The sequence below is a fragment of the Streptomyces virginiae genome (assembly GCF_000720455.1).
Lineage (GTDB): Bacteria > Actinomycetota > Actinomycetes > Streptomycetales > Streptomycetaceae > Streptomyces > Streptomyces virginiae.
The window spans coordinates 213,814-226,272 of record NZ_JOAK01000010.1; the positions used below are offsets into that span (position 1 = coordinate 213,814).

The 12,459-nt window shown below is 66.4% G+C and carries 9 protein-coding genes; 2 read left to right on the forward strand and 7 right to left on the reverse strand.

Going from position 1 to position 12,459, the window contains the following annotated elements; genetic code table 11:
- Window positions 1–51: 51 nt before the first annotated feature.
- Window positions 52–3,297: a LamG-like jellyroll fold domain-containing protein gene (locus IG86_RS0117800; RefSeq protein WP_244305910.1), complete on the reverse strand. Its 3,246-nt coding sequence runs from the start codon at window positions 3,295–3,297 to the stop codon at window positions 52–54.
- Window positions 3,298–4,150: 853 nt separating this feature from the next.
- Between IG86_RS0117800 and IG86_RS42995 the strand changes: the two genes are divergently transcribed.
- The gene (locus IG86_RS42995) at window positions 4,151–5,308 is read left to right on the forward strand and encodes a nucleoside/nucleotide kinase family protein (RefSeq protein ID WP_157854843.1); all 1,158 of its coding nucleotides are present in this window, start codon (window positions 4,151–4,153) and stop codon (window positions 5,306–5,308) included.
- Window positions 5,309–5,379: 71 nt separating this feature from the next.
- Here IG86_RS42995 and IG86_RS0117810 read toward each other — a convergent pair whose 3' ends face one another.
- Entirely contained in the window at window positions 5,380–5,847 is a 468-nt protein-coding gene (locus IG86_RS0117810) for an NUDIX domain-containing protein (protein WP_030897866.1), read from the reverse strand.
- 100 nt (window positions 5,848–5,947) lie between these two features.
- Between IG86_RS0117810 and IG86_RS0117815 the strand changes: the two genes are divergently transcribed.
- Window positions 5,948–6,706 (forward strand): class I SAM-dependent methyltransferase, encoded by a 759-nt coding sequence (locus IG86_RS0117815; RefSeq protein ID WP_051785248.1) that lies wholly within the window; start codon window positions 5,948–5,950, stop codon window positions 6,704–6,706.
- Window positions 6,707–6,762: 56 nt separating this feature from the next.
- On the opposite strand, the gene IG86_RS0117820 is transcribed toward IG86_RS0117815, so the two are convergent.
- Genes IG86_RS0117820 through IG86_RS43000 form a run of 5 tightly spaced genes read right to left on the reverse strand, consistent with a single transcriptional unit; the run spans window position 6,763 to window position 12,438 of the window.
- Window positions 6,763–7,914, reverse strand: coding sequence for an aromatic ring-hydroxylating oxygenase subunit alpha (locus tag IG86_RS0117820; RefSeq protein WP_030897872.1), 1,152 nt, complete (start codon window positions 7,912–7,914; stop codon window positions 6,763–6,765).
- Window positions 7,911–8,600 carry a flavin reductase family protein gene (locus IG86_RS40000; RefSeq protein WP_051785249.1) on the reverse strand — a complete coding sequence of 230 codons (690 nt, stop codon included), beginning with the start codon at window positions 8,598–8,600 and terminating at the stop codon, window positions 7,911–7,913. The genes IG86_RS0117820 and IG86_RS40000 overlap by 4 nt, the downstream gene beginning before the upstream one ends.
- Window positions 8,584–9,828, reverse strand: a complete 1,245-nt coding sequence (locus IG86_RS0117835) for a DegT/DnrJ/EryC1/StrS aminotransferase family protein (RefSeq protein WP_051785250.1) — start codon at window positions 9,826–9,828, stop codon at window positions 8,584–8,586. Before IG86_RS0117835 ends, IG86_RS40000 begins: the two co-directional genes overlap by 17 nt.
- 1 nt (window position 9,829) lies before the next feature.
- Entirely contained in the window at window positions 9,830–11,578 is a 1,749-nt protein-coding gene (locus tag IG86_RS0117840; protein ID WP_157854844.1) for an adenosylcobalamin-dependent ribonucleoside-diphosphate reductase, read from the reverse strand.
- On the reverse strand, window positions 11,575–12,438 hold the full coding sequence (locus IG86_RS43000) for a hypothetical protein (protein WP_030897884.1): 864 nt from the start codon (window positions 12,436–12,438) through the stop codon (window positions 11,575–11,577). The genes IG86_RS0117840 and IG86_RS43000 overlap by 4 nt, the downstream gene beginning before the upstream one ends.
- Window positions 12,439–12,459 lie beyond the last annotated feature (21 nt).

Genomic DNA, 12,459 nt, shown 5'->3' on the forward strand with positions numbered 1-12,459 from the left:
GGCCGTCCCGATAGGGCGGCCACGGCACAGCGGTGGTTGGGTTTGTGGCCGTCAGCCGGTGGCGCTGAGGACGATGCTCGAGACTTGCGCGGAGTCCTTCATCGCGCCGGTCCACAGGCGCATTCCCTTGATCTGACCGGGCAGGAAGTGGGCCCAGGCGCTATTGGTGAAGCCCTTGCCGACGGCGAGCTCGCCGTTGCCGACCGTGGCCGTGTAGGCCTTGGGCTGGGCCTGCCCGGCTGCGCCCACGTAGAGGGTGATGGTGCCGTCCTGGGCGTTATGGACACCGGTGACCTGGGCGCCGGCGTTGAGCGCGGCCAGGCTGTCGCTGACCACCGAGGTACCGGTGCCGTCGGCCGTCAGCCGGCCGAAGTGCCACGTTCCCTCGGTGAAGCTCACCATCTTGGTCGGGTCCTGCTCGTCCGGCTCCTGCCGGGTGCCGGTCTTCTCGAACCACAAACTCCAGGAGGAACCGCTGGCGGTGCGCTGGCCGATGACCTGGGCTTTGTAGCCGTTCGGCTTGCCGAGCAGGGCTGCGTTGTCGAGCTTGGCCTCCGCGGTCACCGTGAACGAACCCGTGTCGTCGACGACCGGACCCGCGGCTGTGGCCGCCTGGGTGGAGCCGTTCAGGACCAGGGCGCCGCCCGTGACGGGCGTACCGGCGGTCGCAGTCAGGGCGCGGCCGCTGCCGGAGGTGTCGGGGTAGGTGGGGCCGGCCGCGGTGAGGTCCCAGGCTCCGGCCAGGTCGACATGGGGCTTGCCGGTCGCCGGGTCGATGAGCGAGGAGTCCTGCTTGACCTCGTCGGCGCTCTTCTCGTCCTGCCAGACCTTGACTTCGTCGATCCGGCCTGGGAGCTGCTCCGACCAGGTGCCGGACTGTTTGGCGGCGCCGATTGCCATGACTCCGGTGGAGGCGATGGGGTTGGTGACGGCCATCTGGCCCTGAAGCTGCCCGTTGATGTACAGCTTCGCGAGGTCGGTGGACTCGTTGTACGTGGCGGCGACATGGGTCCACACTCCGGCCTGCGCCGGGTTCAGGCCGTTCAGTCGCTTGATCGCGCCGGTACCGCCGGCCGTGTCGTCGGTGGCCATCTGCATCGACCACGGCTGGCCGGCTGCGGCGGTGATGGCGGCACCGCTGAAGTTCTTGCCGCTCTGGCCGAGCATCGAGAAGGTGCCGTCCGTGCGGTCCAGGCGGACCCAGCCGGCCACGGTGAAAGAGCCGCGCGTTTCGAACGCCGGCTTGGCGCTGTTTGCGTACTGGCCGTTTGTCAGCTGGAGCGCTCGGTCCTCGTGCGGGGTGGGCGTCTGCACCCAGCCCCTTCGGCCGGTTTCGGGGCGCTGGGCTCCGGCGGTGAGGTACATGTTGTTCCTGAGCGCCGGGTCGGTGGTCGACGTGTCGATGGCCTGGCCGGAGGTCTCGTCGAAGGTCCAGTAGCCGATCGGGTTGGGGCCCTCCTTGACCACGAAGTCGACTATCTTCGTCGCGCCCCATCGCCCCACGGCGTCCTTGGCCTTCACGCTCAGCTTCATCGTCCCCGACAGCGGGGGAGTGATCGAGACGGTCGGGTTCGAGCCGGCGATCTCGGTCCACGTGGTGTCCGTGGACAGCTTGTGCTGGAATGCCGTGACGGTGTCGCCGCTCGCCGGAGCGAAGGTGAACTGACCCGCCTGGCCGGGCTTGCCGGCCGCCGTGCACGCGGTGCTGGTGCACTGGCTGTACGGAGCTCCGAAGGTGACCGTCGGGGCCTTGGGGGCACTGGAGTCGACCTTGAAGTAGCAGTCCGCACTGGGAGCGCTGGTTCGTTCGTGGCCGTCCGCGTACGAGCGGGTCCAGGTCCGGAAGCGGTACTGGGCGCCGTCCGTCAGCGTGGCGGGCGGGTCACTGGTGACCTTGACGTTGTCTCCCACGAATCCCGAGGATGGCCGACTGACGTAGTCGGCATCGGATCCGTTGGCCTTGACCGGGGTCCAGGTGCCGTTGGTCTCTTTCCTCTCGGTCTGCATGAGGATCCGCAGCTGGGCGCCGGACTCGCCGCCCCACACGGTCTCGGTGATCGCGGTCATGGCCGGCGTCGGGTCGGATACGATCGACGGCTTGGCCGGGTCGTTCGAGCAGATCTCCCCCGCGCCCGTGACCAGGCCGACGTAGATGGGGGTGTTGGGCTTGCCGATGTAGTCGACCGACAGAACAGCGTCGTTGCGGAAGCGCTTCCACGCGGCGGTATCCGACTCGTCCTCGGCCCTCAGCTCCAGGTTCAGACGGTTGTAGCGGCCGTCGGCGAAGTCGCGGACGGTGGGGGTGAGGTTCTCGTCCGGCTCGTCGGGAAGGTTGTCGGAGAACTCGACAGGTGCGGCAGGCGAGTTGGGATCGCACGCTGAGCCCCGGCCGGCCGACAGCCAGCGGTCGCCCATCAGGTCGGCGTAGTTGGGCTTGTTGCCCCAGGTCGTCGAGGGGGAGATCTCCCCGTCCATGCGGACCAGCCAGACGTTGCGGGCCTCGCATTGGAAGGCCCACGGCTCGGTTACCCGGAAACGAGCACTCAGGACTTCCTTGCCGACGAGCTTGCTCGGCGAGAACTCGAAGTACAGACGCTGAACATAGCCCGGACCGCAGTAGTAGCCGGCCCAGGAGCCGCACTTGCCCATGCCTTTGCCCATGTCGTCGCTGCCGTTGTCCCAGTTCCAGAACGAGACGCCGTCGTTGCGGAGCGCGGTGTGCTCGGTGCCGTCGTCGAGAGCCACGGAAGGGTCGATGTACAGGGGGAAGGCGGCGGGGTCACTTTGTTTCAGCAGTGAGGAGTCCGGTACGACGGCCAGTGAGTCGACGTCGACCTGGACGGGCATGTTCGCCGCCCCCGAGCCGGGAGCAGGACCGTCGACGGGACGACTGCCGGGCTCCGCCCCGGCGAGCGCCTGAGGCAGGGTGCGGCCCTCGCTCTTGGCCGCGGCGACCTTTGCCTGCGGCGACATGGCCGGCGCGGTGGACAGGCCCTTCGAGTCCCACATCAGGGCCGGGGGCGCCTTGAACACCGGCCTGCCGTTGGCGTCTGTGGCGGACAGCCCGCCGTCCTTGGCGGAGAGGAGCCGGACGTCCTTCGCCTTGAGGTCGAACTCGATACGCTGGAGCTTCGGATTCTTCGCCGCATCCGGTGTCTTCACCACCAGGACCTCGCGGAACCCCTTCAAGGACGCCGTCATCCGCAGATCGACGCCGGGCAGCACCTCCTGGTACACGGCGCTGTCACCGTCAAGCACCGGCTTGGGCAGCTCGCCGCCTTGCCAGCCCAATGACATCGACCGTCCAGCATGCTCAATGGTGACCAGGCTCCCATCGCCGCCGCCCGAGAAACCGACCGAGGCCACAGCGGCTTTCGGGCCCACCATGCCGTCGGGGCGCACCTCCAAAGTGGCGTCGGGCGCCACCCAGCCAGCACCGTCCTTTGCTCTAACCCGGATCGGAACGGCCGAAGTGTCCAGCCGGAAGGACTTGCCATCCGGATTCGCATACGTCGTCGTCGACTCCGTGCGCTCGCCCACCACTTCGACCGGCTTGCCGAACTCGGCAGCGGCCTTTAGTGCCTTCTCGCTCTCGCTCGCCGACGCCTGAGCCGTAGCGGCCGCAGCCCCCGGCACGTGCCCGGGTGAGACACCCACGACTACGGCACCCAGGGCCGTCGCTACGGCACGCCAAAGCCGCCAACCCCCGATTGCAGACATAATCCCCCATCGCACCCGCAGTGCGGGCATCCCCGCTACTGCTCAACCCGTGATCCAAATACTCAAGGCGCAAACGTAGGCGGCGTTTCAACGGTGAGACAAGGAAATTTGGTTGGCCTATTTCCGACTGGCGGAATCTCGTCTGATCACAAACGGGGCCGGGGGTGGGGAACCCGCGATTCCGAACGCCGAAATCGGCCAAAGGGGTATCAGGCCCTCCGCTTATCGTGACTGTGAGTTGCCGGCGAGATCTTCGGCAAAAAAATGCTCCTCCCGTATCAGTTAAAGTCTGAGATGCCCCATATTCCGGGCTGTCGCGTATGTATGCTGGGCTATCGCGCGCCTTTGTCTGGAGTGTTGAGCCGCTCGCAACGGATTCTGGTCAGCCGTCTTCCATTCACGAAACCGCCTTCACGAAGGCTGGCCCGGAATGACGGTCGTCGTGGAGGATCATGGGTTGGTGCACGCCGAGGTCAAGTCCATGGAGGCAATGCGGCGATCAGGCGAATCGCATGACAGGTCGAAATGGGGCGGAAGTGCTGATAGCGTGATCATCAACTTCATCTGGCGGCAGGTGCAGCCTGCTGTTACGAGCGGCAATGGCGCGCATCAGAAACCAGCCGGGTCGGCACGCAAAGTGCATCTACAGGGGAATCCCAGACATTACGGGAGAGCGATCATGTTCCATCCACAAACGGCTGAACGCCGCGGTCTTCACATCTCTTTTCTCGGCGTGGACGGAATCGGCAAGTCGACACTGTCCGAACAGCTGGTGGCTGAATTGCGAGGGCGCGGACTGACAGTCACTCCCGTTACCTGGCGCTCGTGCCTCGACGCGGACCTGCCCGCTTGGCCACAGCAAGCCCTGCGGACGCTATGGATGGACACGTTTCGGCTGCTCTTCGGCGGTGCCGTCGACCGAGACGAGCACGTGATACTCCCCGAGCGGTATGAGGAGTGGACGGCGCAACGCTCCGAGGACCAGCTCGGTCGGCTTCGAGCGACGGCGTCGTCCCCCAGCGGACCGCTCGCTGCGGCGCTCGTGGAGTTCGCCGGCAACGTAGTCCTGCACGCGGAGGTCATCCGCCCCGCACTGGAACGTGGTGAGGTCGTAGTCCAGGAAACCTTTCCCTACAAGCATGTCCTCAAGGAGTACCTGCTCGCTAGCGAGCTGACAACAGCAAATGCCAACAGCCCGTACTCTCCTGAAGAGGTTGACTTCCTTTTCAAACCCGTTGAGGCGTTCTTCGGCGGCGGTGCGCTGAGTCCTGACGTGGGCATCCTGGTCGACGGTCCGGTGGAACTGGCTCTGCAGTGGCGACTCGGGCAGTCGGGAGCCGTCGGCGTACTGGAGGACCTGCGGACCGCCGGACGGCCTGGGGACGAAGGGTTCATCGCGTTGCAGTCCGCTTCTGCACGCCGTTTCCACGCGTTCGCGCAGAAGTACGGCTGGATCGTCCACACGGTGCGAGACGCGCCCGTGGAAGAAAACGTGCGGCGCGGGCTTGATCTGGTGCTCGCGGAGATCGCCCGAGCTCGACCGTCGTGGAGTCTCATGACGTCCGGAACGGACTTCCGGGCGTCATGAGGGCCGTGATCGCCGAGAACGTCTCTCCAAGGAATCGATCAAGGCGTTAGCGCCGGAAGGTCGTTCACCGATCAGGCCGAGCCCATAGCCCACGGGCCGTCGGGAACCAGCTCCGTCAGCACCTCGAGGAGCTGCGGTGGCTCCACCGGGTCGGGGAGGTGGCCCAGCTCGTGCCACGGCACCCATCGGTGCTCCTGGAGCTGTTCGGCCTCGTACTGTTCCAGTCCACCCGGGCGGACTTCGGACGCCGAAGAGAGCAGGCACAGGAAGAAGGCTTCCTCCCCGGCAAAATCCACGCCGTTCCACCTGAGTTTCCGCGAAACGATGACGGAGCGCTCGCCGATGGAGACGTCCAGGAGCCCGGCTTCCTCGTTCAGCTCGCGTCGGGCCGCGGCGAGCGCGTCCTCATCTGCCTCGATGCCGCCGCCCGGCGGCTCCCAGATGTAGTTCCCGGTTGCGGGATCACGCCAGCGCAACAACAGGATCCGCTGGTCGGGATCAACGCACACGACACGCACGGAGGGGCGGGGAGACTCCATGCGCCACAGCATAGCGAACAGCCGTCCCAGGGTTCGGGGATGGACCCGGCCCTGATGCGCTGCGCAACAAACACGACGATACGGATTGAAAGGCGAATGGATGTCTGAGGAACAGGCCGGTCAGTGGTCGACGACAGAAGAGTTTTGGGCCGAGCTCCAGGATGTGATCTTCGACGAGGACCGCATCCGCCGGGGCCAGCGTGAGGCTGCCGAGCTGGAACGGCTGGTCGGTCTGGGACCGTCTGCGCGGATCCTGGACATGTGCTGCGGCCCGGGCCGGCACTCGGTGCCGCTCGCCGCTCGCGGTCACCAAGTGATCGGTGTCGACAGCACGCAGCGCTATCTGGAGACCGCACGCGAACTGGCCGACCAGGCAGGCGTCGAAGCCACGTTCGTCCGCGCCGATGCTAGGCGGTACCGCAGCGAGCAACCAGTGGACCTGGTGCTCAACCTGTGGTCGTCCTTCGGTCACTTCCCCGACCAGGAAGACAACCAGGCGGTGCTGCGTCAGGCCTGTGCCTCGCTGCGTGAAGGGGGTGCATTGGTCCTTCACCTCCGCTCTCGAGAGACGTACAACGCCCGTCAGACGGCGGAGCGCTCGTGGACGGAGCGTGCCGGGACGCTCTACCTCGAAGAGCGGCACGTGATCGACGACTGGCGGCGTGTGCGCGGACGCTGGATTGTCGTCGACAGCGCGGGCCGACGTGACTTTTCCTATGAGTCGTGGCTGTACTCGGGCGAGGAACTGACCGCGATGCTGCAGGCTGCGGGCTTCGCGGACGTCTCCCTGTACGGTGACTTTGGTGGGGCCCCCTACGGCCAGTACTCCAAGCATCTGGTGGTTATCGCCCGCCGTTGAAATCAGCGAGTCTGATTCCGGCGGGAGAGCCGTAGCCCGTCGGCTGTTCGATCCCGCTACGTCGGTGGGTGCTCGTCTTGCTCCAGTACCCGAAGCAGGGTGTCGCGGAAGTAGTGCAGTCCCGCCTCGTTGCGCCCGAAGAGCAGTTCTTGGGGTGCGGTCACGAGTCCTCCCTGGACGGATTCGGCCGCACCCACGTCTTCTCCGAGGACCTTGGTGAACAGGGAGATGTTGGTTCGCAACGTGTCCGGCCTGACGAGGCCGTCCTGCCGCGCAACGTGCAACACCCGGATCTCGCTGGAATCGGGGGACAGCGGCTGGATTCGAAGGGTGGTCACATGGCGCTTCTCCACGAAGAAGAAGGTGCTGGGGAAGATGTAGTACACGAGCGTCGCGTGGGGACGCAGCCTTCTGGCGGACGCCGGGGCGCTCCGCAGCTCGCGGATGTCCCGCTTTGGTGCCACGATCCGAACGTGCTCCCCGAGTCGGTCGAAAAGGGCCACCTCGGGGACGAAGACGTACTTCTTCATGTCCGGGTGGAGGCTGCGAAAGTGGTAGACCTCCAGGAAGCCCTCGACCCCCAGTTTCCAGTTGAAGCGTCCGGTCAGCCTCTCGCCGGCCCAGAACGTGTCGTCTGCGAATCGGTAGCCGTTGAAGTCCTCGTCCAGCGCGTCCAGATGACCAGTCAGGACCTCCGGACCGGCCTGAGGTGGACCGACCCAGACGAACCCGTGGCTTTCCTGTGCGGGCACCTGGAAGAGGTTGCGCTCCGCAAGGGTCAACGGTGAGAAGCACCGTGCCTGGTCGGGTACATGCGTCAACGTGCCCTCGTCGTCGTAACGCCAGGCGTGGGTGCGGCAGCTGAACCCGTTGCCAGCCGTGCCGTGCCCAGCATCAACGAGCTTCGCGCCCCGGTGTCGGCAGACGTTGAGGAAGGCGCGCACCTTGCCTCGGCGGGTGCGCACTGCGAGGACGGACCGACCGTAGAGGTCCTCCGTGACGAAGTCACCGGGCTTTGCCAGCTGCGAGGAGTGGGCCAGCAGTACCGGTCGCCGCTGGAACACCGCCTCCATCTCACGCTTGAGGTGCTCGTCCCCGAGGTAGTCATCGGTCGGTACGGTCCGTTCCTCCGCGGCGCAGTCGGTCGTCCTGTTCTCGATGTGCTTCAGGATTCGTTCGATCAGAGCCTGTTGGGTGTGCTCCTTCACTCCTGCCTCACTCCCAGGCTCCGGTACTCCCGCATCTTGGCCTCGCGCTTGGCAGGGTCGTCTGTGAAGCGCTGAATGCCGAGGACGTCTCCGCGGCCCGCGTAGACACGGTTGAGGTAGACGAGGATCGGCATGTCCTCAAGCCGTACCTCGTCCTCACCCACCCACGTGCTGTCGACCGAGCACTCGGTCATCCTGCCCAGGACGACCTGGTGGGACGGTGGCATGTCGAGGCCCAGTTCGTTCCGGCCCAGATTGCCGATGAGGGTGCAAGCCATGGAGATGGGGCAGCTCGGTAGATAGGGCAGGCCGCTCTCCGGTAGCCGAGCCACTTCCAGGCCGGCCTTCTCGACCTTCTCCGGCTCCTTGCGCCAAGACCGCGTGCCGGTGTAGTCCGCAACCTCCAGACCGTCCTGGAGGGGCAGGTTCACCACGAACGAGCCCGTGCGCCGGATGTTCTTGTAAGTCTGCCGGCGCGGCTTGATGCCCACGGCAAGGATCGGTGGATCCAGACAGACCACGCCGACGGCTGACATGGCAGACACGTCGACCTCGCCCGCCTCGGTTTGCGTGCTCAGCAGGACGACGGGAGAGGGCACGTAGAAGGCGTTGGGCGGGATCGACGTGCGTCCGGCTCCGGTCGTCGCGGCAGCCTCGCCCGGCATCCATTCAGCGGAGGGCGCCACTGTTCTTCACCACCTTGAGGATTCCTTCGGCGTACTGGTCGAGCAGGAGGTCGCACGTCTCGTGCAAATGGGGGGCGGGGAAGCTGAGGCAGGCCTCGTAGTAGGACTCGGCGCCCGGCAGTTCGCCCTCGCGATAGAGCGGGCGCTCGCCCCCGGGCTGGTAATAGGCCGGTTCGAGCTTGCGGGACGTGAACATGTTCAGTCGGTGCAGCGGACGGTTCGACGGTCGGTCTACGGTCAGGCCCTCAGCCTGGAGTGCCTCGACGAAACGGTCGAGTGGCAGACCATCCAGCTCGGCGGAGTCGTAGAGAGCCTTGTAGCCGTACCAGCCACCGCGTGTCACGTCGGGGGCCGTGCTGGGAGGGCGTAGACCGGGGATGCCTTCGAGACGCCGGTTGAGTCCCTCCAGAACGGACGTCTTGACTTCGATGCGCTGGTCGAGGTCGAGGTATTGTTCCGTGCACACGGCGGCGGTCAGCGGGCTGAGGTGGTAATTGGCGCCGTAGCCCACGGTGCAGTCGGCGGGTGGCAGCACCAACTGGGCGCGCTCGTGGCAGTGACCGAGCAACAACGCACGCCGGTACACCTCCTCGTTGGAGGTGAGCAGGACTCCGCCGGTGCCGCCGGACACCATCTTGCGGGCTCCCAGGCTGAAAATGGCAGCGTCCGAGAAGGCTCCAACCCGCTTTCCGCGGTATCGGGCGCCGTGGGCGTGCGAGCCGTCCTCGACCACGCTCAGCCCGTATCGCGCTGCCATCGTAGCGAGCCCGTCGAGGTCCACCGGATGGCCCCACATGTGTGTGACCACGATGGCTTTGGTGCGGCCGGTGATCCGGCGTTGCGCGTCGGTGAGGTCGATGTTCCCGGTGACCGGGTCCACGTCGCACAGCACCGGTACCGCACTCAGCAGGAACAGCGGTGCCACAGTGGCGTGGAAGCTGTAGCTCGGCACGATGACCTCGTCGCCGGGCTCAACACCGACGGCGTGGAAGGCCATGTGGAGAGCCGCGGTGCCGCTCGCGGCACCCAGCACGTACGGCACGTTGTGGTAGTCGGCGACTACCTCTTCGAACTCGGCCATCTCGGGGCCGAGCGCGTAGTCCGACAGGGACGCGGAATCGAGCAGGGCATTGATCCGCTGCCGTGCCGGACGGGATAGGTGCGGCCACGGTCGCGGCAGCTGTGTGGTGACGGCACGGTCGCCGCCATGCAGGGCGAGCTTGGGCATGTCAGATTTCTCCTGCTCCGACGAGTTGCTTGCTCTGCCGAGGCGGCTCCGGTTCGTTCTCGGCGTGGTTCGCGGTGAGCAGGTCGCGGTCGCGTGAGCCCTCGCGGTACACGGACAGGCCCTTGCAGCCCAGACGCCAGCCTTCGAAGAAGGCCTCGGACACGTCTGCGACGGCGCAGTCGTGAGACAGGTTGACGGTCTTGGACACGGCGTTGTCCGTGTACTGCTGCCAGCGGGCCACAGTTCGTACGTGCCAGATGCCGGGGATCGCGTGAGCGTAACGATACGGCGCCAGCACCCTGGCAGGGAGCGGGAGTTCGGGGACGGGCTTGTTGCGCAGCAGGGCGAGTGCGTCGTCCCGGTCGAGACCGGTATGACGCATCAGCTCGCTGAGGAGGTCCTCGTCCGCGCTGGTGATGCCGTCCGGCCTCAGGACGTCCTTGTTCCAGACGGCAGCGAACCGCGGCTCGATGCCGCTGGAGCAGCCGGCGACCATCGAAATCGTGCCGGTGGGGGCGATAGTGGTAATGGCGCAGTTCCGGGCTGGCAGGGCGCGGCCACTGTACGACCAGTTGGGGTAGGCACCCCGTTCCTGGGCCAGTTTCTCGCTGGCGGCCCAGGCGGTGTCGCGGATAGTCGCACCGAGGCGGTCGATCAATGCCATTGCCTCGTCGGAGTCGTAGGGGATCCCGAGCCGGACGAGTAGATCCGCGTAACCCATCACTCCCAGCCCGAGTCTGCGGTTGGCCTGAGCCATCTCGGTGAAGCGGGCTTCCGGGTATCGGGAGGCATCGATGGCGTTGTCGAGCAGTCGGACGGCGTCGCGGATCGTGCCGCGCAACAGTTCCCAGTCGACGTCGCAGCGGTCCACTCGTAGGAAGGACGCAAGGTTGATCGAACCCAGATTGCTGGGTTCGTACGGGTAGAGAGTCTGCTCGCCACAGGGGTTGGTGGTACGGATCGGCCCGAGATGGCCGAGGAGGGGGTTGGCGCGGTTCATGGCGTCGGTGAACAGCAGCCCCGGGTCACCCGTGCGCCAGGCGTTCTCACAGATGTGCTGCCAGATGCGCTCTGCGGCGATCCGTCCGGCGCCGTGCCCGCTCTGCGGGCTGACCAGCTCGATGTCTTGGCCGGCCTCGACGGCCTGCATGAAGGCGTCGTCGACGGCGACGGAGATGTTGAAGTTGTGCAGACGGCCAACGGTCCGCTTGACGTCGATGAACTCCAGGATGTCGGGGTGGTACACCGACAGGGAGCCCATGTTGGCGCCGCGCATTTTGCCGCCTTGGGCGACGACTGCGGTCTCCGCGTCGAACAGGCGCAACCATGACACCGGTCCGCTTGCTCCGGCCGCCTCTGCGCTGGAGATGGGTGCGCCCCGCTCGCGCAGGGGACTGAGGTCGAAGCCCGTGCCGCCGCCGGTGCGGTGGCACACGGCCGCGATCTTGAGTGTATCGAACACGCTGTCGAAGTCGTCGGCGAGCGGGAGGACGAAGCACGAGGCGAGCTGCGCTTGCCGGGTGCCGGTGTTGTTCAGGATGCGACCGGACGGCCAGAACCGGTTCTCTTCCATCAGGGCCCGAAAGCGCGCCGACCAGTGGCGCACCTCAGTGTCTCCCGCGCCGCGGTATCGGCGCTCGACCTCGGCGAGGGTGGAGGAGACCCGGTCGAGGAGTTCGTCCGTGGTCTCCACCCGGCGGTCCGCGCCGATACGGAGGGCGAGCTTCGCCCTGAGCACATCAGTGTTCACGGTGTTGTCCCTACGGTCGGCTGAGGTGCGGACGCGGTCTGGGCGTCGGACAGGAGGGATCGGACCTTGTCGTGCCCAAGCACGGCCCGGACTCCTTCTTCGACGGTCTCGGCCTGCGGGCGGCCGTCGACGCCGAGCACGAGCCAGCCCCACCGTTCAGCCGCTGAGCGGTACTCGGATGCCATGGCTCCCTGGAACGACAGGTAGGTGTCGCGACCCGGTCGTCCGGCGAACCCGAGGTCCTCGCCGGCCCCCAGGCGCCCGTTCTGCGTCATGCGCCACTCGTAGGACAGCCGCGGGTCGGCATCGAGAAGGAGCCCGACGTCGGGTTGGAGGAACGGATCAGAGAACATGGCGGTCACCTGTTCGGCCAAGTTCCGCAGCGTCCCTGCTGGGACCTCACCGCTCGGCATTTGCTCGGCCAGACGCAGGCACTTGAGAACGTTCTTCAGGCCGAACCCGTCATTGAGCGCCACACCGCCCCGCCCGACCACCGGAGCGGCTACCGCGCTCTGGAGCAGGAAGTGGCCGGCCAGCTCGACCAGCGCGGAGGTGACCACCGCGGGCTGACGTGCGTGGCCCTTGGCCTCCCCGATACGGCGTGGCAGATCCGAGGCGCCGAAGTCGGAGAACAACTGCGGTACGAGTTCGTCCACTGGGCGTCCGTCGATGGTGCGCCCCGCATAGAACAGTCCCCAGCCCTGGACACCGAGCTGTTCGATGCTCGTACGGGGAAAGCCGGCTGGCAGAGAGCCGACGACTCCGGCCCAACTGACGTCCACGACTTCCACGCCATGCTTGGTCAGCTCCTTGCGGAGCGCCCGGGCGAGCGTCGTCTTGCCCGATCCGTCGATGCCCATCAGAGCGATCGATATGCCTGA